The sequence below is a fragment of the Affinirhizobium capsici genome (genome assembly GCF_977018625.1).
Genome location: NZ_CDRNXD010000007.1, coordinates 329830 through 351912 on the forward strand (window position 1 = coordinate 329830; position 22083 = coordinate 351912).

Consider the following 22083-nt stretch of genomic DNA (forward strand, 5'->3'; position numbering starts at 1 on the left):
ACGACACCACGCGTCACCGGCAAAAGCAGTTGCATGAATCAGGCCAAGACACTTCCTCCACGCGCACTTATCATTGGTGCGCCCCGATCCGGCTCCGGCAAGACCAGCGTGACCATCGGGCTGCTGCGCGCCTTTGCACGCCGGGGCATTCGGGTGCGAGGTGTGAAATCAGGACCAGATTACATCGATCCAGGCTTTCACCATGCAGCAACCGGCCTTCCGGGGCTTAACCTGGACAGCTGGGCGATGGAGCCCAACTTGATGGCCGCACTTCTGCACGATGCAGCCGAAGGCAATGAGTTGCTGCTAATTGAGAGCGCCATGGGCCTGTTCGATGGTATTGATGGTGGTGAGGGCCGCACCGGATCGGCGGCGGATATCGCTCGGCTGCTCGGAATTCCCGTGCTGTTGGTGCTGGATGTTTCGGGCCAAAGCCAGACGGCGGCCGCCGTTGCAGTGGGTTTTCGCCATTACGACCCCAAGGTGAAAGTGGCTGGAACCGTGATTAATCGCGCGGGTAGCGAACGGCATATCCGTCTGTCCCGAACCGCTATCGAGGCCGCAGGCATGACGGTCGTAGGTTCGGTCATGCGCAATAGCGAACTCAGCCTGCCGGAACGCCATCTTGGCCTCGTCCAGGCGAGCGAGCATGACGGGATACAAAACCACATAGACCGGCTGGCCGATGTGATGGAGGCGTCGCTTGATCTCGATGCCATTCTTTCGCTCGCAAGCGAAGTGAATCTACGTAACGGCTCGTATGAGGCAGCGATTGCACCACCTGGGCAACGTATCGCGATTGCATCCGATGCAGCTTTTACCTTCCTCTATCCGCATCTTGGCGCACATTGGCGAGCACAGGGCGCGGAACTCGTGCCGTTTTCCCCACTGGCGGACGAAGGGCCGACACTGGATTGCGACACCTGCTGGCTTCCCGGCGGCTATCCAGAGCTTCATGCGGGTCAATTGGCAACCGCCAATCGTTTTCGCAATCGGTTGCGGCACTTCGCACAGATGAAGCCGGTGCATGGCGAGTGCGGAGGCTTCATGGTTTTAGGCAACGGATTGGAAGATGCCGATGGAATGCGTCATCAGATGACGGGCCTCCTTTCCCACTCCACCAGCTTTGCCAAGCGCAAGATGAACCTGGGCTACCGGCAAGCACGGCTGCTTACCGACAGCCCATTGGGCTCTGCCGGTGACATGCTGCGCGGCCATGAGTTTCACTATGCCAGCATCACCGATCCCGGTCGCGACGAACCCGTAGCCGAAATTGCCGATGGCACAGGCCAGCCTCTTGGTCTTTCCGGCGGGCGGCGCGGCCATGTCAGCGGAACCTTTTTCCACGCCATTGCGCGGACAGCGGTTTGAGGCAAGGCCCCGATGGAAAAGCGCAGCCCCCCCGCTCTTCGCCCCCTTCTAAAGGTTGAGTTTCCTGAAGCAGAACGATTGGGGCGTGGAAAGATCGAGCTTCTGGAACACATCCGCGCCACCGGCTCCATCTCTGCGGCGGGTCGGGAGATGGGTATGTCCTATCGTCGCGCATGGCTGCTGATTGACGCCATCAACCACATGTTTTCAACGCCCGCCGTGGAATCGCAGCGAGGGGGCAAGCAAGGCGGCGGCGCAATGCTAACTCCTTTTGGAGAAGAACTGGTTGCCCGATTTCGCAGTATGGAAAAGACGCTAACGGAAAGCTTGGCTAGCGACATGGACTGGCTGGAAAAAAACAGAGCAAAGGCTGGTTAACTTGCGTCGAGCGCCACGGTCTTGATGATGGCGTAAACGGGCTTTCCTGCAACAAGGGCAAGCCGACCGGCAGACAGTGTGGTGATTCGGGAAATTAGCCTCTCCCTGCCGCAGATCAGTGCAACATCGGCCACGCCATTCGGGCGAATGCTGATATGCTCAACGACCGCTTCCAGAATATTGAGAGCGGATATTCCTTCCGGCCGAACCGTTGCGAGCAAAACTTCTCGCGAGGGAATATGTACGCGCAAACGTTTCCCCTGTTCAAGGCGCCCACGCGGTACGATGAGCTCGCAACCGGCAAGTATGATTCGTGCAACGTCAGGTTCATCCGCTGCCCATTGCACTTCACCGGAAAGAACACTTCCCGCCTCCCGCTGCGTGACACCACTCGTAACTGCGAGGATATCGGAAGCTGTCCCAATGGCCGTGACCTTCCCTTGATCCATGGCGATCACCTGATCTGCCAGACGCGCCACCTCGGACCCGGAGTGACTGACATAAAGAATGGGTAGTCGCAACTCATCCCGCAGCCGTTCGAGGTAAGGGAGGATTTCGGCTTTGCGTGCCTCATCCAAGGCAGAGAGCGGTTCGTCCATCAACAGCATTCGGGGGTAAGATAGAAGCGCGCGACCGATGGCAACACGCTGCTTTTCGCCGCCGGACAGACCGGCGGGACGGCGTTCGAGAAGCGCCTCCATGCCCAAAAGTTGAGTGATCCGCGAAAGGTCGTCCGCTGCTCGCGTCTTCGACGCAAACCAGCGTCCATAAATCAGGTTCTGCTTGACGTTTAGATGCGGGAAAAGTCGCGGCTCCTGGAATACATAGCCAAGCTTGCGGCGATAAGCAGGCACAAATACACCCGCTTTCGTATCCAGCAAAACATCGCCATCCAGCACAATCCGTGCAGCGTGTGGACGAACAAGCCCGCCCAGAATGCGTAGCGCCGAGGTTTTGCCAGAGCCGGATGGCCCAAACAAAGCCGTAACACCACCATCGGAGGTAAAGGCGAGATCAAGTTGGAAATCACCCTGCCGATGCAAAATTTCTACCTGAAGGGTCATTACGCCTGCACCTTCCTGCCAATGATCCGCCCCAAAGCTTCTGAGGCAAGCAGTGCTGCCATGGAAATACCAATGGAAACCAAGGTGAGTCGGAAGGCCCCTGCATCGCCACCCGGCACCTGCGTGAAGGTGTAAATCGCGGCAGAAAGCGTCTGCGTTTCCCCGGGAATGTTGGAGACGAAGGTAATCGTTGCGCCGAACTCGCCCATTGCCTTGGCAAAGGCCAGAACAAGCCCAGCAATGATGCCGGGCAGCATCAATGGCAAGGTTATCGTCAGGAACACAAAGGTTGGCGAGGCACCCAGGGTTTTCGCTGCCTCCTCCAGCTTCTGATCCACGGCTTCTATAGAAAGACGAATGGAGCGAACCATCAGCGGAAAACCCATGACTGCGCAGGCAAGTGCGGCACCCGTCCAACGGAAGGAGAAGATCAAGTCGAACCAACGCTCAAGGAAGGCACCGGCTATTCCCTTCCGCCCAAAGGCAATCAGCAGAAGATAACCGGTGACGACTGGAGGCAGGATGAGCGGCAGATGCACGATGCCGTTGAGTAGCGAATGCCCCCAAAACCGACAGCGTGCTAGCAGGTAGGCGATGCCTATGCCGAATGGTAGGCTGAAGGCCACCGCCACGGCAGAAACCTTAAGGCTAAGAGCAATTGCGGACCACTCCTCCTGGCTCAGTTCAAGTCCGCTCATAGGCCCTCAGTCTGCACTTTTTCATAGCCTTTGTGCCACCTCACTTCAGCACAGTGAAGCCCTGATTTGTGAAGAAGCTTTCTGCTTCAGGCGATTCGAGGAACTTCAGATAGCTGGCAGCGCCTGCACTCTTGCTCTCCCTGAGCTTTGCCACAGGATAAACGATGGGCGGATGGCTCTCTTGCGGGAAGATGCCAACCACAGTCACACCCGGGTCCGCTGCTGCATCGGTCTGGTAGACGATGCCGTAAGGTGCCTCACCTCTTGAAACAAGGGCGAGTGCGGCACGTACATTTTCAGCTCCTGCCACTTTGCTTTCAACTGACTTCCAGACGCCAAGCTTCTCCAATGCTGCCTTTCCATATTTGCCAGCCGGTACGCTTTCCACCGCGCCCATGGCGAGCCGACGACTATCCAGAAGGCTGGCGAGATCGAAACCCTGGTTGATCTGGACCGGCTTGGCTTCTTCCTTCGGTGCAACCAGTACGAGGCGGTTGCCAAGCAGGTTCTTTTTAGAATTGCCATCTATCAGGTCTTTCTTGGCGAGATAATCCATCCAATCCAGATCGGCGGAGATGAAGACATCGGCAGGCGCTCCGGCTTCGATCTGTTTCGCAAGCGCTGAACTGGCAGCATAGGAAACAGACACCTCCGTTCCTGTCGCTTTGGTATAGGCAGCGTTTGCAGCATCAAGAGCTGTTTTCATGCTGGCGGCGGCAAACACGGTCAGCTTTTCAGCAGCTTTGCTCTCCTGCAAACCGGGCAACAAGAGCAGGAAACCAAGTGCGGCGACGGCAATAGTGTGCGTGATGAAACGAGGCTGGAACATTGACCCTCCAAAGGCGAAATATTTCACGGAATATAGCGATTCAGGATGAATGCGCCAGCGTTATATTCAAGAGAACATAGAGAGATTTCCCAGACTCCAATGGCAGCAAGTAGCGTAAATACCGAGTGCGTTATTGATGCCCGAGATGAGGAGGCACTATGCCGAACGAACATGAGGCTGAACCACATCCTGCTTTGAAGGCTGCGGTCCATCTTTTGCGTATGATCCAGGAGTTGCATGTGGCGGGTTTCCAGCGCGTTCGCTTTTCATCCGGCATGTCTCCCAGCGGGGTCCATTGGCGATGCGCAATCACACATATCGACAATATGACCGAAGACGGCCTTTCAATTATGGATCGCTCTCTGGAAGATGAGGTTGCTCACTACACAACAGGCTCATTGGATCGCTACTTTGGCTGGCCTGATGCGCAGGGGCGCTCTGCAAAAGAACTCGCCGCCTTGTTCTCGGAGCGATTTCCAAGAATAGTTGAAAAGGGAGCCGGTCGCGATTGGTCTTATGCGGGCTGGCTGACCGAGATGATTGGCCGGGCCGAAATCGGAGAAGCTCCCAACTTACCAGTCTTCTTCGCAGATTACCCTATAACTCTCCATACCCTCGATTTGCCCCCCACGGTGCAAACCCGGCCTCCACAAAAGAGCCTTTGGAACGCGTTGCTCTATATTGCCAGAAAACAGGCCCACCATATGTAAGATCCATGTTGGGGGCGGCGGCGCAAAGACCGCCAATGCGGGTAGACCTTTCAAAGATCAGTCCCCATATCCACCGAAGCTAAGCCTTTGCGCAAAGGTCCTAGGCATTGGCTCAGCGACCTGCGAAATGAAAAGATCGACAGCGGAAGGAATGTGGCATGAGCAGCGAAGACGATGTGACGAAGCTGACAGCGACGAAGCGCAGGTGGGCAGCGGAAGGCAAGTTTCTGACAGGCCGCATATCACGCCCCGAAACAGAGCGCCTGCCGCCTGGCCAGCATCTTGTGAAGAACTGGCCGGTTCTCGACCTTGGGCAGCAGCCGGAGATTTCAGCGCTTCAATGGCGGCTGGACATTCGAGGCGAGGTGGAGACGCCTATGACCTTCACCTGGCAGCGCTTCTCCAATTTGCCACAGCAGGAGTTTCTAACCGATATTCACTGTGTCACCACCTGGTCTCGCTATGACAACCATTGGCGCGGTGTATCCGTGCGGGATCTGCTCGACCTGGTGCATCCGCGCTCGGAAGCGGATGCCGTGATGCTAACGAGCTATGATGGCTACACAACCAACCTCCTTCTCAGCGATTTTGCTTCCGAGGAGGCTATTCTCGCGACGCATTGGGAGGGAGAAGCGCTGACTGCCGAACACGGAGGGCCAATGCGGCTCATCCTGCCGCATCTCTATTTATGGAAAAGCGCCAAGTGGCTGACGCGGATCGAATTTCTTCGCCGCGATCAGCCAGGTTTCTGGGAAAAGAACGGCTACCACATGCGCGGCGATCCGTGGGCAGAAGAGCGCTACTCCGACGACTGATCAGTCTTCCTTGAAAATCGGATCATTGACGAAGTTGCCACCCTGATAGACATGCAGCGCGGCCTTCGGGTCGGGTTTGCCGAGGGTGGCATCCAGTTCGGAGCGGTAGACTTCCGCATTATCCTGCGGCTTCCAGCCCAGATAAGCGGCGTGGGAATTATCCCACCAGCGGCTATCATTGTTGGAGATACCCCAGATGATCGGGCAACCCAACATGGGAGCGCGGAAGACGCATTCGATCAAGAGCTTGAAGTCATTATAGGACATCCAGCTGGATAGCATGCGGTGGTTGCTGGGTTTTTCCATGCAGGAGCCAATGCGCACCAGAGCCGTTTCCTGCCCAAACTTTTCGAAATACATTCGCGCAAGATGCTCACCGAAGCATTTGGACACGCCGTAAAGACCATCCGGACGCATCGGCGCCGTCACGTCGATATGTTCATCCTGTCGATAATAGCCGACCGTGTGATTGGAGCTGGCAAAGAGAATGCGCGGCTGGCCATTCGCACGCGCTGCTTCATAGAGATTATAGAGCCCAAGCAAGTTGGCATTCAAAATTTTGGAGAACTTATCCTCCACCGAAATGCCGCCCAGATGAATAATTCCATCACAGCCAGCGACCAGTTCATGAACCGCCGCGGCATCGCCAAGATCGCATTGAATGCATTCCTCGTTCGGTCCCGCCGCTTGCATTGGGCTGATGTCCGAGAACCGCAATGTCTCCGCCAGTCCAGCCAAACGTGGACGCATGGCGCGACCCAGCGCTCCGGCTGCGCCAGTGATCAAAAGCTTTTTCAAGAATTCCTCCATAGAACGAGCCTGAGGCGAGCATACAAGCTTCACGCATCAGCGTAAATTTATCATACATGTTGGCATTCTTGCGTCAACACGCTACAGCTATACAAGGACTGGGCAGTAATCAGCCTGGCAATGCATGAGGACGCCAATGCAGCAGATTGCAAACAAGGACCGCACAGGCAGCGGAATAGGCACGCTCTCTTCACGCCTGAGCGAAACCTTGCGACAGTCCATTCTCGCCGGGCAATACGCGCCAGGCACCAAACTGCCAAGCGAAGCGCAACTTGGGGAAGCTCACGGGGTCAGTAGAACCGTGGTTCGCGAGGCTATTGCTGCCCTTCGCGCCGACCGCTTGGTGGAAGCGCGGCAGGGCGCTGGCGTCTTCGTTCTTGAACCGCCGATGCAGCCGGCCAGCACTTCCATGTCGCTGGAAAATATCGACCATGCCCGCGTTTCCTCCGTCATTGAATTTCTGGAATTGAGAACTGCAGTGGAAGTCGAAGCCGCAGGCTTGGCTGCACTCCGTCGCTCCCCCGCGCAAGAAGAGGTCATTTTTGAGAAGCATTATGCGGTTCAGGGCTGCTTTGAGGCGGGAAAGCCAACCAGCGAAGCGGATTTCGCACTTCATCTAGCGATTGCCGAAGCGACCAACAACACTCGCTTTCGAGACTTTCTGGCGCTGATTGGCAAGAACATCATTCCTCGCGCAGCGCTTCGCGACGAGGACAGGGATGCCGACCAGGCGGGGTACATCAAACTGCTGAATGACGAGCATAATGCTATCATTTCCGCGATTTCTGCAGGTGATGAGGACGGCGCACGCGAGGCCATGAGGCGCCATCTGCGGGGGAGCCAATCGCGTTACCGCGCGCTCCTCAGGGAGCAGCGTCAATTTGTAAGATAACTTATTGACACTTGTATGTTGAATAGCTAGGACAGTGACCGGAGGAACTTCTACCAAAGGATATTTCGAAAATGACGCCTCAAGATATCAAGGCGGCGCTGGGCGCTGGCCTTCTGTCCTTCCCTGTCACCCATTTCGATGGCGAAGGTCAGTTCCAGCCTGAAAGCTATCGCCGCCATGTTGAGTGGCTGTCTGGTTTCGAAGCGCCGGTTCTGTTTGCAGCTGGCGGCACCGGAGAATTCTTTTCCCTCTCGCCCGATGAAATTCCTGGCATCGTGAAAGCCGCCAAGGAAGCATCCGGCAAAACCGCAATCGTTTCCGGCTGCGGCTTTGGCAGCCATGTGGGTGTAGAGCTTGCAAAATCGGTCGAGAAGGCTGGCGCGGATGGCATCCTGCTGCTGCCTCACTACCTGATCGATGCTCCTCAGGAAGGTCTTTACCAGCACGTCAAGAAGATCTGCCAGTCGGTTGGCATCGGCGTCATGGTTTACAACCGCGACAATTCTATTCTGTCTGTGGATACGCTGAAACGGCTCTGCGACGAATGCCCGAACCTGGTCGGCTTCAAGGACGGCACTGGCGATATCGGACTCGTACGCCAAGTGACAGCCACCATGGGCGACCGCCTGATGTATCTCGGTGGCATGCCAACGGCGGAACTCTTTGCGGAAGCCTATCTCGGTGCAGGGTTTACCACCTATTCCTCAGCCGTCTTCAACTTCGTGCCGGGTCTCGCGGTCGAATTCTATAAGGCTCTGCGTTCGGGTGAGCGTGAGCATTGTGAAAAAATCCTGCGAGACTTCTTCTACCCGTTCATGGCCATTCGCAATCGCCGCAAAGGCTACGCCGTTGCTGCCATCAAGGCAGGCGTGCGGCTTCAGGGCTTTGATGCGGGCAAGGTTCGCCCGCCACTGGATGACCTGACCCGCGAAGAGGAAGAGATGCTGCTCAACCTCATCGGCCCCTGGAAGCGTGGCTGAAGGAACACCTTATGAAGATCGCTGAAGTCCGTACGCATCTTTTGGAACACCGGCTGGACGTGGCCTTTGAGAGCGCCTCAATGCGCTTTGATCGGCGCGCGCACATTCTGGTGGAGATCGTTTGTGACGACGGCACAACGGGTTGGGGCGAATGCCTCGGCCCGGCGCGGCCCAATGCGGCAGTTGTGCAGGCCTATTCCAACTGGCTGATTGGCGAAAATCCGCTGGAAACCGAGAAGATTTGGGCGCGACTTTACAATGCGTTGCGCGATCAGGGGCAGCGCGGACTGACGATTACCGCTCTCTCCGGTATTGATATTGCGTTGTGGGATATCAAGGGCAAACATTTCGGTGTCTCGGTTTCCACGCTTCTTGGTGGCCGCTTCCGCGAAAGCATCAAAGCTTATGCAACCGGCAGCTTCAAGCGCGATGGCGTCGACCGTGTGGAAGACAACGCAACGGATGTTGCCCGCTATTGGAAAGAAGGCTTTCACGCCACCAAGATCAAGATCGGCTTTGGCGTCGAGGAAGATCTGCGTGTTGTTCGTGCCGCCCGCGACGCGGTGGGTGCGGATATGCGCATCATGGTGGATGCGAACCATGGTTATGACGTGGTGGAAGCTGTTCGTTTCGGTCAGGCGGCCGCGGAATTGAACCTTGATTGGTTCGAAGAACCGGTGGTGCCAGAACAATTGGCCGCATACCGCGAAGTGCGCGCGCGCCAGCCTCTACCTGTTGCAGGCGGAGAAACATGGCATTCCCGCTGGGGCATGCGTGAACCTATTGAGACACGCTGCGTCGATATTCTTCAGCCTGACCTCGCTGGTGTCGGTGGCTTCACAGAAGCCAAGCGCGTGGCGGATCTGGCAGCCCTTCACGGTATCCGCGTGGTTCCGCATGTTTGGGGTACTGCCGTTCACATTGCCGCTGCGCTCCAATTCATGGCTGCCATGGTGCCGAGCCCGGTTCGTGTGAACCCCATCGAGCCTATTCTGGAGTTCGACCGGACCGACAATCCGTTCCGCCAGGCCGTCATCAAAACCCCGATCGAGCACGTCAACGGCGTGGTTGCCATTCCGAACGGCCCGGGCCTCGGTATCGAAATCAACCGGGATGCGCTGACCGAATTCAAGATGAAGGATATCTGATGCTGATCCGCCCCACCTCCGGCCGCAAACCATCCATTCAGTTGCCCGCCGGAGCAGTGGACGCTCAGATGCATATGTATCTGCCGGGCTTTCCGGCCCTGGCCGGTGGGCCACCGCTTCCAGCTGGCGAACTGCCGACACCAGATCAGTATCGTGAAGTCATGGGCTGGCTCGGAATTGATCGTGTAATTATCACCCAAGGCAATGCCCAACAGCGCGATAACAGCAATCTTGTCGCCTGCCTGAAGGAGATGGGCGACGTTGCGCGTGGTGTAGCAGCCGTCGGACCGGATGTTTCCGAGGATGAACTGGACAAACTTGAGGAAGCCGGCGTCATCGGCCTGCGGATCATGGATTTGCCAGGAGGCGCAACCGATCTCTCAGCCCTTGAGGCCCTGGATGCCAAAGCCGCCGCACGGGGCTGGATGCTGGCAGTGCAATTCGATGGCAGCAATATAGAGGAACATGAGCCGCGCTTGAAAAAGCTCGCCTCGCGCTGGGTTCTCGACCATCACGGCAAATTCTTCTGCGGCGTAACACCGGAAAGCCCACAGATCGCAACCCTCAAGCGGCTGATCGACGTTGGAAAATGCTGGTTCAAATTCGCTGGCGTCTATGAAAGCGCAAAAGAACCGGCACCGGATTTTGCCGATGCCGCAGCGGTTGCCCGCGATGTGGGAGCCTATGCCCCAGAACGGATCGTATGGGGCACCAACTGGCCGCACAACCTTGCCAGGGAACAGAAGGATTATCCAGACGACGCAGCTCTGACCGAAACGGTTCTGAGCTGGCTGAGCGATGACGCTGCTCGCCACCGCGCGCTCGTTGACAATCCCGAGGAACTTTTTGGTCTGCCACGGTGGACAATGGTCTGACCCAAACATACGCGCGCAGGCGGAGGAGACGACTGCGCATCTTGAGGAGGAGAATGCAATGAAACTGTCTAAAATTCTGGGGCTGGCTCTTGGTCTTGCCATGAGCACCGCCCTCACCGCCCAGGCGCAGGAAATCACCCTGCGTTCCGCAGACATCCACCCGGATGGCTACCCGACCGTGGAAGCGGTCAAATATATGGGCAAGCTCGTTTCGGAACGCAGCAATGGCCGCATTGCCATTCAGGTGATGAACAATTCCGTTCTCGGCAGCGAGAAGGATACCATCGAACAGACGCGCTTCGGCGTTATCGACATGAACCGCGTGAATGCGGCCCCATTCAACAATCTGGTCAAGGAAACGGTGGTGCTTGGCATGCCGTTCCTCTTCCGCTCGACCGACCATATGCACAAGACGGTCGATGGACCGATTGGCGATGAAATCCTGAAGGCCTTTGAGCCGCACGGCTTGGTGGGTCTCGCCTATTATGATTCCGGCGCACGTTCTTTCTACACTACCAAGAAGCCGGTCGAGAAACTGGCCGACCTCAAGGGCCTGAAGATCCGCGTTCAGCAATCCGACCTCTGGATCGCCATGATGCAGGCTTTCGGCGCAAACCCAACGCCGATGCCCATGGGTGAGGTTTATTCCTCACTGGAAACTGGCGTGGTGGATGGTGCTGAAAACAACTGGCCGTCCTACGAATCTGCTCGTCACTATGAAGTTGCCAAGAACTATACGCTGACCGAACATTCCCTGAACCCGGAAATCCTGGTCATGTCCAAGATGTCCTGGGACAAGCTGAAGCCGGAAGACCAGAAAATTATCCGCGATGCTGCCAAGGAATCCGTGGTGAAAATGCGCGAACTATGGTCGGCACGCGAAAAGACTTCCGAAGAGAAGGTTCGTGCCGCCGGCGTGAACGTCATCAAGGTCGACAAGGCAGAATTCTCGGCAGCCATGAAGCCGGTCTACGACAAATTCGTCACTGATCCAAAGCTGAAGGACCTCCTCACCCGCATTCAGGATGTCAAATAATCAAGAAAAGCCGGTTCATTGCGAGCCGGCTTTTTCCATTCAATGCGCGGGATAAGACAGCGCAAGGGAAATTGGGGACATGAGAAACTTCATGCGGGGTATACGCCCCCTACTACACGGCCTCAGCCGTCTTTCTCTTTACATCGCCGGTCTCGGCATGATCATCATGACTGTTATTGTCGGCTGGCAGGTCTTCGGTCGCTACGTGCTCAATGACTCCCCGAGCTGGTCGGAGCCACTGTCGCTCTACCTGATGCTCTGGTTCATCATGCTGGGCGCGGCCGTTGGCGTGCGCGAAAGCGTACACCTCGGCCTCGACATCGTCCGCCACGTCATGCCTCCAGCCGTTCAGAAGGCAATGGATCTTTTAAGCCTCGGCCTGATCGTTCTATTCGGCATTGGAATGGCCTACTACGCTGCTCTTCTTGCGGCGGGAACCTGGTCAGCCACCCTTCCCGTCCTCGGTTGGCCAGGCGGCGTTGACTTCATTCCTATGATCGTCGGCGGTGCGATGATCGCAATCTTCGGGTTGGAACGGTTCGCGGATGTCGTGCTTGGCGATGAAATCGCTGCGGACGTCGTAGTTCAGGAAGCAGCATAATGGCCTACACAATTCTCTTCGGCTCCTTCACCTTCCTGATGCTGATTGGCATGCCCATCGCCTTCTGCCTCGGCATAGCCTCCTTCGCTACCATCCTCTACATGGGCCTGCCGCCGGTCGTTATTTTCCAGCAGTTGAATTCCGGCATGAACGTTTTTGCCATGATGGCGATCCCGTTCTTCATCTTCGCCGGTGACTTGATGGTTCGCGGGGGTATCGCCGTTCGGCTGATCCGCTTTGCGGCAGGTCTCGTTGGCCATATGCGCGGCGGCCTCGGTCAGGTCAACGTCGTTGCCTCCACATTGTTTGGCGGCATTTCCGGGTCAGCTGTTGCGGATGCATCGGCTGTCGGTGGCCTGATGATTCCGCAAATGGCGGCACGCGGCTATGACCGGGACTACGCGGTCAACGTAACGGCCAATGCCGCGATCATCGCGTTGATGATCCCGCCGTCGCACAACATGATCCTTTATTCGATCGCCGCTGGCGGCAATGTTTCGGTCGCCGATCTTTTTACCGCTGGCATCATTCCCGGCATCCTGCTTGCCGGAGCGCTGATGTTCACCGCATGGTGGGTTGCCGTCAAGCGCGGCTATCCGGCAGACCCTTTTCCGGGTTTTGCCCGCGTTGGCTACTATCTGCTCGCCTCGCTGCCCGGCATCCTGCTGATCGCCATCATCTTCGGCGGCGTCCGCTCGGGCATATTCACGGCGACTGAAAGCTCGTGCATTGCCGTCATCTATGCTTTCCTCGTTGCCATGCTGGTCTACCGCGAACTGAACTGGGACGGTTTTGTCGAGGCAGTCATGGGCGCAGTGCGCACGACGGCCATGGTGCTGCTTGTTATCGGTACTGCTGCATCCTTCGGCTGGCTCATGGCATTCTTGCAGGTCCAGACACTGATCATCGCTGCTATCAGCGCGATCTCGGACAATCCGATCATCGTTCTTCTGATGATCAACATCATCCTGTTGGTGCTTGGCACCTTCATGGACATGGCGCCTATGGTCATCATCGCGACGCCGATCCTGCTGCCCGTCGTCAAGGCTTTTGGTATCGATCCCGTCCATTTCGGCGTCATCATGATCCTCAATGCAGGCATCGGCCTCAACACACCGCCGGTCGGCACGGTTCTCTTCGTCTCCTGTGCTGTCGGCAAGATTACTATTCGGGAAGCCATGCGCACTATCTGGCCCTTCTTTGGAGCAAGCCTCGCTGTGCTGATGCTAGTAACCTACATACCGTCGCTGTCGCTCTGGCTGCCAAGCCTCTTCCGATAAAAGATCCCAGCACACAAAAGGCCCGGCAAGAACATATGTCTTGCCGGGCCTTTCTCATGTCCTTGGGAGGACGCTTATGGGTAAATCACACCCTTTTTAAGGATAATGTTGGCGTAAAGGCGGGGTTCTCCGGTTTGAATAACCGTATGCGCTGCCTTCACACGAGGGTAGAAATCCGGGCCAAGCAGCGGCTTGACCTTGCGCTGTGGCTCATGCTTTGCGCAGCAGGCAATCATTTCCTCATGAACCGGATCGAGCTTCTCTAACTCCTTGCCAACCGTGGAACGGAAGATGGCTTCCGGCACGAAATCATCGACCGGCATGACGGATAGAACAGCATCGAGAACCGGCATCAGATGATGACCATCCAGGCGGATCAGGCGTCGTGCATGTTCAAGACCAGGATAATTGCCATCGACGATGGCGATCTCATCGCCGTGGCCCATAGCGCGAAGGGTGTAAAGAAGTCCGGGGCTAAGCAGCGGATTGAGGCCCTTGAGCATCAGGTCAGTTCCTTAAACAGTACGTTTTGATCTATGAGGTAACGAGCGAAGATGGGAAGGCTGGCACCGCCGACTGCGCGTGCCTGGGAGCCAACCGCGCCCTCGATGATTTCCGGGATGATCACGCCCTGAAGGTCGAGTTTTGCGACTGCGGCGATGGTCGCTTCCACCATGCGCTTTCGCACCCAGGGCGGAAAACCTCCATCGATGACAGCAGCACCGAAATCAATGACGGAGGCGGAAGCAACCACAGCTTGAGCCAGCGCCTCGCCGGCATCACGAATCCAGATCTCCAAGGGCTCACCAAAATCCACCCACTCATCGGCGGAATACCAGAGCGGTTGCGGATCGATACCACGCTCCAGCAGCAGCTTTTCGAGCACGAAGATCGAGGCGATATCCAGCAACTGCCGGTTCTCGCCATTCTTGCCGCGAACAGGAAGCGGGCCAAGCGCCCCTGCGGTTCCGGTGCGACCGGAAAACACAGCTGAGTTCAAGACAATGCCGCCGCCGATGAAGGAGCCAATGAAGAAATAGACGAAATCAGGATAGGAAGGTCCGACACCAAATACCAGTTCTGCACCACAAGCGCTGGTCGCGTCATTTTGGAGATACACCGGATGGCGAACGCGAGAGGCAATCTCCGCCTGAAGATCAAAGCCACGCCATTCATCCATGACGCCCGGTGGTGCGCCCACTTCTTCCGCCCAGTTCCAAAGCTCGAAAGGTGCCGCAATGCCAAGTCCGGCAATCCTAGTCAGTTGCTCAGGAGACATCTGCGCCTCCAGCGTTTCGATACCGGACATGATGATAGAGATGATTTCGTTCGGCTGAGGATAGGCGTAAATCTGGCGAACCTGTTGCCGAATCCGTCCGACAAAATCCATCAACACGACATCGGCACTGCGCCGACCGATTTTCACGCCAAACGAGTAAACAGCATCGGGGTTAAGCCGCATGGGAATGGACGGCTGACCCACACGCCCACGCACCGGAGCGCCCCGCAAAAGCAGTCCATCGTTTTCAAGCGAACGCATGATGACGGATACAGTCTGCGCAGAAAGCCCGGTCGCCCGGGTAATATCAGCCTTTGAGAATGAGCCGTGCAAACGCACCAGCGAAAGAACAAGCCGCTCATTATGGGCGCGGACGCGCACCTGATTGGAGCCCCCGCCGAAGCTGACAGCGGGCGGCGGCATGCCGCTCTCGGTCTGGTTGTTGTGAATGGTCATGGTCACCCCTCCCTAAGGTCCCCTGGCCTCCTCAAGAGTTAACTTAGCGACAGCCAATTAATAAATCAATTGGATTTAATTATTGACAGCGTGAGAAGTTTCGACATTATGAGGGTACGGGCAGGCGGCTTGGAGGAGGCGTCGGTCACCATACCGGTCGAAGCCCGCTTTCAATCCGCACTGCGGAAACGCTCACATCCTGGGAGGGAGCTTTATGAAGAAAACTGTTCTCACTGCTGCTTTCGCAACTCTGGCGCTTGGCGTGGCATTTGCTGCTCCCGCTTCGGCAGCCGGAGTTTCGGCTTGCTTGATCACCAAGACCGATACGAACCCATTCTTCGTTAAGATGAAAGAAGGCGCGACGGCCAAGGCCAAGGAACTTGGCGTTACGCTGAAGTCTTACGCTGGTAAGATTGACGGCGACTCTGAAAGTCAGGTCGCAGCAATCGAAACCTGCATCGCTGACGGCGCCAAGGGTATCCTCATCACTGCTTCCGACACCAAGGGCATCGTGCCTGCCGTTGCTGAAGCACGCAAGGCTGGCCTTCTCGTTATCGCTCTCGACACGCCGCTCGATCCTATCGATGCAGCTGACGCGACTTTCGCGACCGACAACCTTCTCGCTGGCAAGCTCATCGGCCAGTGGGCTGCAGCAACGCTTGGCGACAAGGCCAAGGATGCCAAGGTTGCCTTCCTCGACCTGACGCCTGCACAGCCTTCCGTTGACGTCATGCGCGACCAGGGCTTCATGATCGGCTTCGGCATCGACCCGAAGGACCCGAACAAGATCGGTGACGAAAACGATCCGCGCATCGTCGGCCACGATATCACCAATGGTAACGAAGAAGGTGGCCGTACGGCCATGGAAAACCTTCTCCAGAAGGACCCGAACATCAACGTCGTTCACACCATCAACGAACCGGCTGCTGCTGGCGCATATGAAGCGCTGAAGGCTGTTGGCAAGGAGAAAGACGTTCTGATCGTTTCCGTCGACGGCGGCTGCCCGGGCGTGAAGAACGTCAAGGAAGGCGTGATTGGCGCAACGTCGCAGCAGTATCCGCTGCTGATGGCATCCAAGGGTATCGAAGCAATTGCTGCTTTCGCCAAGGACGGCACCAAGCCGAAGCCAACCGAAGGCAAGAACTTCTTCGACACCGGCGTCTCGCTCGTGACCGACAAGGCAGCCAAGGGCGTTCCGTCCATCGACACCAAGGAAGGCACGAACAAGTGCTGGGGTTGATCCCGGCTCTTGCCTGATCAGCATACGGAGGGGCGGCTTCGGCCGCCTTTCTTGACTATTCATTGCGCCGCAAGGCACCCCTTGCCGTCAAAGATAGAAGAATGATTTTTCCATCGCCGACAGAGTAATTCTGTTGAAGTTCTGTCGGCTCTCGCATCCCGAACGCGATGCACAAGGGAGGGAAACATGAGCGAGCCACAAGCCGCCAGCAAACCGCATCTTGAATATGAAAAAGTGCTTTCGGGAAGCTCGACACAGGTCGCGCAATTCGACGGCAACGACAAAACGCCGATCCAGAAGTTCCAGCATTTCCTGCACGGCAATCCTGCCGCCGTGCCTCTGCTGGTTCTGCTTCTATCGGTCGCGATCTTCGGCTCCATCCTTGGAACCAAGTTCTTTTCCGCCTTCTCCCTGACGCTCATTTTCCAGCAGGTTGCCATCACTGGCATCATCGGCGCAGCCCAGACGCTCGTCATCCTGACTGCCGGTATCGACCTTTCGGTTGGCGCAATCATGGTTCTGTCATCCGTCGTCATGGGCCAACTCGCCATTCACTATGGCATACCCACGCCGCTCGCCATTCTCGCCGGTTTTGGCGTCGGCGCAGCCTGCGGCTTGATTAACGGCCTGCTGGTCGCGCGCGTCAAGCTGCCGCCGTTCATCGTGACGCTCGGCATGTGGCAGATCGTTCTGGCATCGAACTTCCTCTATTCCGCCAACGAGACCATTCGTTCGCAGGATCTGGCAGCCAATGCGCCGCTTCTGCAATTCTTTGGCTATAACCTACGCCTCGGCAGCGCCGTGCTTACCTATGGCGTCGTGGCCATGGTGCTACTGGTCGCCGTGCTTTGGTATGTGCTGAACAACACTGCCTGGGGCCGCCATCTTTACGCAGTGGGCGACGATCCGGATGCTGCGGAATTGGCCGGCGTGAACGTGCGCCGCATGCTGATTTCCGTCTACACCATCTCCGGCATCATCTGTGCGCTGGGCGGTTGGGCACTCATCGGCCGCATCGGGTCAGTTTCCCCGACAGCTGGACAGTTTGCGAATATCGAGTCCATCACTGCGGTTGTGATCGGCGGCCTATCTCTTTTCGGCGGACGCGGCTCCATTCTCGGAATGCTCTTCGGCGCACTGATCGTCGGCGTGTTCCAGCTTGGCCTGCGCCTCATCGGAACAGACCCGCAATGGACCTACATGTTGATCGGTCTTCTCATCATCGCTGCTGTTGCAATCGACCAGTGGATCAGAAAGGTAGCAGGCTAATGGCACAAGAACCCATTCTCTCCGCACATGGTCTGGTCAAGCGTTATGGCAAGGTGACGGCGCTCGATCATGCAGACTTCGATCTCTATCCAGGCGAAATCCTCGCCGTTATCGGCGATAACGGTGCTGGCAAATCATCCCTGATTAAGGCCATATCCGGTGCCATTACGCCGGATGAAGGCGAGATCAAGCTGGAGGGCAAGACCGTCAGCTTCCGCTCACCCATAGAGGCGCGCAAGGCCGGTATCGAAACGGTCTATCAGAATCTCGCTCTTTCTCCGGCTCTTTCGATCGCAGACAATATGTTCCTCGGTCGCGAAATCCGCAAACCAGGCGTGATGGGCAGCGTCTTCCGGGCTCTCGATCGTCCAGCCATGGAAAAGTTTGCCCGTGAAAAGCTCTCTGAACTTGGCTTGATGACGATCCAGAACATCAACCAGGCTGTTGAAACGCTCTCGGGCGGTCAACGCCAGGGTGTCGCTGTCGCTCGTGCCGCAGCATTCGGCTCCAAGGTCATCATTTTGGATGAACCCACGGCTGCACTCGGTGTGAAGGAAAGCCGCCGCGTTCTGGAATTGATCCTCGACGTGCGCTCTCGCGGCATTCCGATCGTGCTCATCTCGCATAATATGCCGCACGTATTCGAAGTGGCGGACCGTATTCACATTCACAGGCTTGGACGCCGCCTCACCGTTATCAATCCGAAGGACTATTCGATGTCTGACGCGGTTGCTTTCATGACTGGCGCCAAGGCTCCAGAACCGCTGGCGGCTTAGATCTCCTGACCGACAGCCTAGTTGGGTCACGCACGAACCCCGGCGTGGCCCATTTTTTATGCTGAAAGCCTTGCTACCGGAACTGCGCAAGGACCTTCTCCGTTTCATAGGAAAGGAGAGCATGATGACCGACGACAAGAGCGCACAAAAATCTATCGAGCAACAGGACGTCAATTCAAAGCCGGATCGAGACATGCCTGCTGCCGGACCTCATGCACGCGACACCTTGACCGACCATGAAAAAACGCCGGGTACCGGATCGCTGCCGGACAAGAACCACGGCGATGCCGATGTTGGTTCAGAGTAAGTAAACCACTGCGGCTGAATGCCCGCTTGCAGGCAGAGGCGCTTGCGATTACGTGCGGTATGAAACCGGATGATAAGTTATGAGCGGCGAGACCATTACCCTTTATGAGGCCATAGGTGGCGATGACACCGTGAAGGCGTTAACTCGCCGCTTTTACCAATTGATGGATGAACTGCCCGAAGCAGCAAGATGCCGGGCAATCCACCCGGCAGATTTGTCAGGAAGCGAAGCGAAGCTTTATGATTATCTGACGGGCTATCTGGGTGGTCCACCCGTGTATGTGGAAAAATACGGGCATCCGCGACTGCGTGCTCGCCATTTTTCGGCTCCGATTGGGGTGGCAGAGCGAGATGAGTGGCTGCTTTGCTTTCGCCGGGCCATGGACGATACAATAGCTAACCCTAAGCTTCGTGATATTATATGGCCACCCATAGAGCGCCTGGCCTTCCACATGCAGAACCGGGAGGAGCAAGGTTGAACCTAGTTCGCTACCGTCCACTCATCCTGTTTATATCCGGCATTCTGGGAGCGTCCGGCGTCGGTCTCGCCGCTGCCGCAAGCCATGGCGACGATGTTCGCCTGCTTGGCTCTGCGTCTACCATGTGCCTTGCCCATGCCCCTGTTTTGTTGGGTCTATGGCTTGCAAACGAAAGGCTCAGAACGGCTAACCTAGCGGCGCTGGTCCTGGGCCTCGGCACGGTTCTTTTTGTGGGCGATCTCCTGTCGCGTCACTTAGGCCAAGGAGCGCTTTTTCCAATGGCCGCGCCAAGTGGTGGGATTGCCATGATGCTCGGCTGGCTTCTTCTGGCAGCGGGCAGCTTCTTCCCGCAAAAGCCGCATCAGAAATGACAACGCCTCCCGCTTTCGCGGAAGGCGTGCTTCGCTGGCAGTCGTGTCGGGCTCACACGCCTGCCAAGGCAAAATAAACCGGTAAGCCAATCACCAGATTGAAAGGGAAGGTGATGCCAAGCGACAGCCCGAGGTAGATGGTGGGCCGCGCTTCTGGCGCTGCAATCCGCATGGCTGCAGGCGCTGCGATGTAGGATGCGCTTGCGGCCAGAACCATCAGAAGCGCCGTGTTGCCGAGTGAAGCACCCGCAAGCCAACCCGCACTCGCGCCCAACACAGCACCAATCATCGGCATCAGGACGGCAAAGGTGAGAAGCGGCAGCCGCAGGTCGCTCCAGCTGGTCCGCAATCCACCTGCGGCTTTCGCACCGAGGTCGAAGAGGAACAGGCAGAGAATGCCGCGGAAAGGTGCTACGATGAAGCCCGACATTTCGCTCATCCCCTTCTGGCCCGTAGCAAGGCCGATGGCAAAGGAGCCAAGAAGCATGATGACCGTGACATTGAGGAAAACCTCAGCCAGCGCATGCCGGTAGTTGGCTTGACCTGTCGTGCCACCTTTAAATCCGAAAAGAATGAGAAGCGCACAGATTATGGCTGGCGTTTCCATGGCAGCAGCAACGGCCACCATGTAACCATCCGTCACCACACCGAGACGGCTCAATGCATCGGTAGCGGCCGCAAAGGTGACGACTGATATTGAGCCATAGTGGGCTGCCACAGCAGCACGCTCAACCATCGGAAGCCTGCTCATCCGCGCAAGCAGGACGTAACTGATCAGCGGCAACACAGCAGAAAGACCAATTCCCATCATCAGCAGTATGAGAAATTCACCCTTGGCGAGCGAATCCGTCATTGCCGCACCGCCTTTGAAGCCAATGCAAAGCATGAGGTAAAGTGCCAGCATTCGCGATACCCCATCCGGCAGGCTGAGCTTGCCGCCAGCAAGCGTGGCAAGAAAGCCAAGGGCGAAGAAGAGAACCGGGGCCGAAACTAGGTTATCCCGCGCGATTGAGAGAAACATATCCATGATAAGTGCCTTTGCTGTCGGCATGCGTCAGCGCTCTTGATGGCCAGCCGCCATCAAACCAGCTCGCAACGCCAGCGTTCGAGAATGTGGAAAATGAATTAGGGGTGGGTAATGGTAATTATCTGAGCAGTTGATCAGCGAACCTGATGGTTAAGGTATGATCCTCCCTTCCCAACGTTCTTTTGATGGTTCGCGATCGTTTTTAATCTGCGTTTTGAGGATCTTGATGCATCGGAGATGCGTAGCAAGCGCGGACCCCTTATCGGCGTTCGTATCCGAAGAGTTACGACCCGATTTATGTATGATGAGCTTGATAGGCGGCATCTTCATCTCCTGAGTTGAAGAGGGTTTGCCACAAGGCAGATCATAGCTCCAATTGATTGACAGCATCATCGTCATAGATAATATCTATCATCATGCCGTTTCGCCCCAGTCATCGTCAATTGGAATATCTGCTGGCGCTCGATGCCACGCGCCACTTTGGCCGTGCTGCCGAGAAATGTCACGTCTCTCAACCAACGCTATCGGTGCAAATCAGCCTGCTCGAAAAGCAACTGGGCATTAGCCTGATTGACCGGACGCCGGGCTCTTTAACCCTTTCGCCCGCCGGCAGGGATATTGCAGCGGCTGCCAGAACAGTGCTTTCTACGTTGGATGAAATCGTTGCCATCGCCTCAGTAGGCCGCGACAATCTTGGTGGGCTAATCCGCCTCGGCGCTGTACCAACCTTTGGCCCCTACTTTCTCCCAGCCGTACTTCCGCAACTGCACCAGCGCTATCCGCAATTGCGGCTGCATGTGCGTGAGGACCGTCCTCGCTATCTGGAAGAAGGCGTCCGGGACGGCACGATTGACTGCGCTCTTGGCCAGAGACCTCAAGATGATTCAACCCTCACCTTCGAGCAGATTTGCACAGAACAGATCTTCCTGGGTGTGCCACGTGCCCATAGGCTTGCAAGCGCAGGCTCTATCCAGCTTGCCGACCTCAAGGGCGAAACTCTGCTCACGCTGGGATCAGGCCATCGCCTGTTGGAAAACGTACGACAACTTGCCTCACTATCAGGTGCCATCATGGCGGAGGACTATGAAGGGACTAGCTTGGATACATTGAGACAAATGGTATCCATTGAGATGGGCCTTTCGCTCTTTCCAGAGCTATATGTGCGCTCAGAAATGCCTCGTGAATCAAACCTTGCTCTCCTTACCATTTCCGATTGGCCCGCAAGCCGAGAGATTGGTTTCTTCTGGCGTAAAAACAGTGCACGGACATCGCACTATGAAAGGCTGGCATCCCACGCTCGCACGTTCGCTCAGGAACATCTGCCAAATGTATCGAGCCTCAGAACTGACTAAGACTTCAAGCCAATTGATCCACATCCGAACCCATGCATGAT

At 56.6% G+C, this 22083-nt stretch carries 25 protein-coding genes; 18 read left to right on the top strand and 7 right to left on the bottom strand.

The window, feature by feature from the left end; translation table 11 throughout:
- The first annotated feature begins 33 nt into the window (after positions 1 to 33).
- Positions 34 to 1371, top strand: coding sequence for a cobyrinate a,c-diamide synthase (locus AC0JZ1_RS19765; protein WP_471884148.1), 1338 nt, complete (start codon positions 34 to 36; stop codon positions 1369 to 1371).
- Between the two features lie 12 nt (positions 1372 to 1383).
- Positions 1384 to 1749, top strand: coding sequence for a winged helix-turn-helix domain-containing protein (locus AC0JZ1_RS19770; RefSeq protein WP_471884149.1), 366 nt, complete (start codon positions 1384 to 1386; stop codon positions 1747 to 1749).
- On the opposite strand, the gene modC is transcribed toward AC0JZ1_RS19770, so the two are convergent.
- Genes modC through modA form a run of 3 tightly spaced genes read right to left on the bottom strand, consistent with a single transcriptional unit; the run spans position 1746 to position 4340 of the window.
- Positions 1746 to 2813, bottom strand: coding sequence for a molybdenum ABC transporter ATP-binding protein (gene modC, locus AC0JZ1_RS19775; protein WP_471884150.1), 1068 nt, complete (start codon positions 2811 to 2813; stop codon positions 1746 to 1748). The genes AC0JZ1_RS19770 and modC overlap by 4 nt on opposite strands.
- Positions 2813 to 3511 (bottom strand): molybdate ABC transporter permease subunit, encoded by a 699-nt coding sequence (gene modB / locus AC0JZ1_RS19780; RefSeq protein WP_471884151.1) that lies wholly within the window; start codon positions 3509 to 3511, stop codon positions 2813 to 2815. The genes modC and modB overlap by 1 nt, the downstream gene beginning before the upstream one ends.
- A gap of 40 nt (positions 3512 to 3551) precedes the next feature.
- Positions 3552 to 4340, bottom strand: a complete 789-nt coding sequence (modA, locus tag AC0JZ1_RS19785; RefSeq protein WP_471884152.1) for a molybdate ABC transporter substrate-binding protein — start codon at positions 4338 to 4340, stop codon at positions 3552 to 3554.
- 158 nt (positions 4341 to 4498) lie between these two features.
- Between modA and AC0JZ1_RS19790 the strand changes: the two genes are divergently transcribed.
- Both AC0JZ1_RS19790 and AC0JZ1_RS19795 read left to right on the top strand, forming a co-directional pair.
- The gene (locus AC0JZ1_RS19790; protein ID WP_471884153.1) at positions 4499 to 5050 is read left to right on the top strand and encodes a hypothetical protein; all 552 of its coding nucleotides are present in this window, start codon (positions 4499 to 4501) and stop codon (positions 5048 to 5050) included.
- A gap of 158 nt (positions 5051 to 5208) precedes the next feature.
- A complete protein-coding gene (locus AC0JZ1_RS19795) occupies positions 5209 to 5865 on the top strand; it encodes a sulfite oxidase-like oxidoreductase (RefSeq protein WP_471884154.1) in 657 nt (218 codons plus the stop codon).
- Here AC0JZ1_RS19795 and AC0JZ1_RS19800 read toward each other — a convergent pair whose 3' ends face one another.
- On the bottom strand, positions 5866 to 6663 hold the full coding sequence (locus AC0JZ1_RS19800; protein WP_471884155.1) for an NAD-dependent epimerase/dehydratase family protein: 798 nt from the start codon (positions 6661 to 6663) through the stop codon (positions 5866 to 5868).
- A 148-nt stretch (positions 6664 to 6811) separates the two neighbouring features.
- Here AC0JZ1_RS19800 and AC0JZ1_RS19805 point away from each other — a divergent pair, with 148 nt between their 5' ends.
- From AC0JZ1_RS19805 to AC0JZ1_RS19835, 7 genes are all read left to right on the top strand, one after another.
- A complete protein-coding gene (locus AC0JZ1_RS19805) occupies positions 6812 to 7567 on the top strand; it encodes a FadR/GntR family transcriptional regulator (RefSeq protein ID WP_471884156.1) in 756 nt (251 codons plus the stop codon).
- Positions 7568 to 7638: 71 nt separating this feature from the next.
- Entirely contained in the window at positions 7639 to 8547 is a 909-nt protein-coding gene (gene kdgD / locus AC0JZ1_RS19810; RefSeq protein WP_471884157.1) for a 5-dehydro-4-deoxyglucarate dehydratase, read from the top strand.
- Positions 8548 to 8558: 11 nt separating this feature from the next.
- A complete protein-coding gene (locus AC0JZ1_RS19815) occupies positions 8559 to 9695 on the top strand; it encodes a mandelate racemase/muconate lactonizing enzyme family protein (RefSeq protein WP_471884158.1) in 1137 nt (378 codons plus the stop codon).
- The gene (locus AC0JZ1_RS19820) at positions 9695 to 10570 is read left to right on the top strand and encodes an amidohydrolase family protein (protein ID WP_471884159.1); all 876 of its coding nucleotides are present in this window, start codon (positions 9695 to 9697) and stop codon (positions 10568 to 10570) included. Before AC0JZ1_RS19815 ends, AC0JZ1_RS19820 begins: the two co-directional genes overlap by 1 nt.
- A gap of 58 nt (positions 10571 to 10628) precedes the next feature.
- Complete coding sequence (locus tag AC0JZ1_RS19825) at positions 10629 to 11606, top strand: TRAP transporter substrate-binding protein (protein WP_471884160.1); 978 nt, start codon at positions 10629 to 10631, stop codon at positions 11604 to 11606.
- Positions 11607 to 11685: 79 nt separating this feature from the next.
- Positions 11686 to 12207: a TRAP transporter small permease gene (locus AC0JZ1_RS19830; protein ID WP_471884161.1), complete on the top strand. Its 522-nt coding sequence runs from the start codon at positions 11686 to 11688 to the stop codon at positions 12205 to 12207.
- The gene (locus AC0JZ1_RS19835) at positions 12207 to 13487 is read left to right on the top strand and encodes a TRAP transporter large permease (protein WP_471884162.1); all 1281 of its coding nucleotides are present in this window, start codon (positions 12207 to 12209) and stop codon (positions 13485 to 13487) included. Before AC0JZ1_RS19830 ends, AC0JZ1_RS19835 begins: the two co-directional genes overlap by 1 nt.
- A gap of 74 nt (positions 13488 to 13561) precedes the next feature.
- Here the strand turns inward: AC0JZ1_RS19835 and AC0JZ1_RS19840 are convergent, their stop codons facing one another.
- A complete protein-coding gene (locus AC0JZ1_RS19840) occupies positions 13562 to 13990 on the bottom strand; it encodes an RbsD/FucU family protein (RefSeq protein ID WP_471884163.1) in 429 nt (142 codons plus the stop codon).
- The gene (locus tag AC0JZ1_RS19845) at positions 13990 to 15222 is read right to left on the bottom strand and encodes an ROK family transcriptional regulator (protein WP_471884164.1); all 1233 of its coding nucleotides are present in this window, start codon (positions 15220 to 15222) and stop codon (positions 13990 to 13992) included. The genes AC0JZ1_RS19840 and AC0JZ1_RS19845 overlap by 1 nt, the downstream gene beginning before the upstream one ends.
- A gap of 214 nt (positions 15223 to 15436) precedes the next feature.
- On the opposite strand from AC0JZ1_RS19845, the gene AC0JZ1_RS19850 reads away from it, so the two are divergent.
- The 6 genes from AC0JZ1_RS19850 (at position 15437) to AC0JZ1_RS19875 (ending at position 19663) form a co-directional block, all read left to right on the top strand.
- Positions 15437 to 16462 carry a substrate-binding domain-containing protein gene (locus AC0JZ1_RS19850; protein ID WP_471884165.1) on the top strand — a complete coding sequence of 342 codons (1026 nt, stop codon included), beginning with the start codon at positions 15437 to 15439 and terminating at the stop codon, positions 16460 to 16462.
- Positions 16463 to 16648: 186 nt separating this feature from the next.
- A complete protein-coding gene (locus AC0JZ1_RS19855) occupies positions 16649 to 17731 on the top strand; it encodes an ABC transporter permease (RefSeq protein WP_471884166.1) in 1083 nt (360 codons plus the stop codon).
- Positions 17731 to 18507, top strand: a complete 777-nt coding sequence (locus tag AC0JZ1_RS19860; protein WP_471884167.1) for an ATP-binding cassette domain-containing protein — start codon at positions 17731 to 17733, stop codon at positions 18505 to 18507. Before AC0JZ1_RS19855 ends, AC0JZ1_RS19860 begins: the two co-directional genes overlap by 1 nt.
- 124 nt (positions 18508 to 18631) lie before the next feature.
- The gene (locus tag AC0JZ1_RS19865; protein WP_471884168.1) at positions 18632 to 18814 is read left to right on the top strand and encodes a hypothetical protein; all 183 of its coding nucleotides are present in this window, start codon (positions 18632 to 18634) and stop codon (positions 18812 to 18814) included.
- A 79-nt stretch (positions 18815 to 18893) separates the two neighbouring features.
- On the top strand, positions 18894 to 19292 hold the full coding sequence (locus AC0JZ1_RS19870) for a group II truncated hemoglobin (protein WP_471884169.1): 399 nt from the start codon (positions 18894 to 18896) through the stop codon (positions 19290 to 19292).
- The gene (locus tag AC0JZ1_RS19875) at positions 19289 to 19663 is read left to right on the top strand and encodes a DUF423 domain-containing protein (protein WP_471884170.1); all 375 of its coding nucleotides are present in this window, start codon (positions 19289 to 19291) and stop codon (positions 19661 to 19663) included. Before AC0JZ1_RS19870 ends, AC0JZ1_RS19875 begins: the two co-directional genes overlap by 4 nt.
- Positions 19664 to 19715: 52 nt before the next feature.
- Here AC0JZ1_RS19875 and AC0JZ1_RS19880 read toward each other — a convergent pair whose 3' ends face one another.
- Positions 19716 to 20714: a sodium-dependent bicarbonate transport family permease gene (locus AC0JZ1_RS19880; RefSeq protein ID WP_471884171.1), complete on the bottom strand. Its 999-nt coding sequence runs from the start codon at positions 20712 to 20714 to the stop codon at positions 19716 to 19718.
- A gap of 392 nt (positions 20715 to 21106) precedes the next feature.
- Here AC0JZ1_RS19880 and AC0JZ1_RS19885 point away from each other — a divergent pair, with 392 nt between their 5' ends.
- Entirely contained in the window at positions 21107 to 22042 is a 936-nt protein-coding gene (locus tag AC0JZ1_RS19885; RefSeq protein ID WP_471884172.1) for a hydrogen peroxide-inducible genes activator, read from the top strand.
- Positions 22043 to 22083: the final 41 nt, after the last annotated feature.

Excerpts from the sequence above, each read along its gene's own strand:
- AC0JZ1_RS19845 (WP_471884164.1), bottom strand. The coding sequence starts at position 15,222 with ATGACCATTCACAACAACCAGACCGAGAGCGGCATGCCGCCGCCCGCT.
- AC0JZ1_RS19855 (WP_471884166.1), top strand. The coding sequence starts at position 16,649 with ATGAGCGAGCCACAAGCCGCCAGCAAACCGCATCTTGAATATGAAAAA.
- kdgD (WP_471884157.1), top strand. The coding sequence starts at position 7,639 with ATGACGCCTCAAGATATCAAGGCGGCGCTGGGCGCTGGCCTTCTGTCC.
- AC0JZ1_RS19850 (WP_471884165.1), top strand. The coding sequence starts at position 15,437 with ATGAAGAAAACTGTTCTCACTGCTGCTTTCGCAACTCTGGCGCTTGGC.
- AC0JZ1_RS19795 (WP_471884154.1), top strand. The coding sequence starts at position 5,209 with ATGAGCAGCGAAGACGATGTGACGAAGCTGACAGCGACGAAGCGCAGG.
- AC0JZ1_RS19825 (WP_471884160.1), top strand. The coding sequence starts at position 10,629 with ATGAAACTGTCTAAAATTCTGGGGCTGGCTCTTGGTCTTGCCATGAGC.
- AC0JZ1_RS19840 (WP_471884163.1), bottom strand. The coding sequence starts at position 13,990 with ATGCTCAAGGGCCTCAATCCGCTGCTTAGCCCCGGACTTCTTTACACC.
- AC0JZ1_RS19830 (WP_471884161.1), top strand. The coding sequence starts at position 11,686 with ATGAGAAACTTCATGCGGGGTATACGCCCCCTACTACACGGCCTCAGC.
- AC0JZ1_RS19820 (WP_471884159.1), top strand. The coding sequence starts at position 9,695 with ATGCTGATCCGCCCCACCTCCGGCCGCAAACCATCCATTCAGTTGCCC.
- modA (WP_471884152.1), bottom strand. The coding sequence starts at position 4,340 with ATGTTCCAGCCTCGTTTCATCACGCACACTATTGCCGTCGCCGCACTT.
- AC0JZ1_RS19815 (WP_471884158.1), top strand. The coding sequence starts at position 8,559 with ATGAAGATCGCTGAAGTCCGTACGCATCTTTTGGAACACCGGCTGGAC.
- AC0JZ1_RS19860 (WP_471884167.1), top strand. The coding sequence starts at position 17,731 with ATGGCACAAGAACCCATTCTCTCCGCACATGGTCTGGTCAAGCGTTAT.
- AC0JZ1_RS19870 (WP_471884169.1), top strand. The coding sequence starts at position 18,894 with ATGAGCGGCGAGACCATTACCCTTTATGAGGCCATAGGTGGCGATGAC.
- AC0JZ1_RS19770 (WP_471884149.1), top strand. The coding sequence starts at position 1,384 with ATGGAAAAGCGCAGCCCCCCCGCTCTTCGCCCCCTTCTAAAGGTTGAG.
- AC0JZ1_RS19880 (WP_471884171.1), bottom strand. The coding sequence starts at position 20,714 with ATGCCGACAGCAAAGGCACTTATCATGGATATGTTTCTCTCAATCGCG.
- modC (WP_471884150.1), bottom strand. The coding sequence starts at position 2,813 with ATGACCCTTCAGGTAGAAATTTTGCATCGGCAGGGTGATTTCCAACTT.
- modB (WP_471884151.1), bottom strand. The coding sequence starts at position 3,511 with ATGAGCGGACTTGAACTGAGCCAGGAGGAGTGGTCCGCAATTGCTCTT.
- AC0JZ1_RS19805 (WP_471884156.1), top strand. The coding sequence starts at position 6,812 with ATGCAGCAGATTGCAAACAAGGACCGCACAGGCAGCGGAATAGGCACG.
- AC0JZ1_RS19835 (WP_471884162.1), top strand. The coding sequence starts at position 12,207 with ATGGCCTACACAATTCTCTTCGGCTCCTTCACCTTCCTGATGCTGATT.
- AC0JZ1_RS19765 (WP_471884148.1), top strand. The coding sequence starts at position 34 with ATGAATCAGGCCAAGACACTTCCTCCACGCGCACTTATCATTGGTGCG.
- AC0JZ1_RS19885 (WP_471884172.1), top strand. The coding sequence starts at position 21,107 with ATGCCGTTTCGCCCCAGTCATCGTCAATTGGAATATCTGCTGGCGCTC.
- AC0JZ1_RS19865 (WP_471884168.1), top strand. The coding sequence starts at position 18,632 with ATGACCGACGACAAGAGCGCACAAAAATCTATCGAGCAACAGGACGTC.
- AC0JZ1_RS19790 (WP_471884153.1), top strand. The coding sequence starts at position 4,499 with ATGCCGAACGAACATGAGGCTGAACCACATCCTGCTTTGAAGGCTGCG.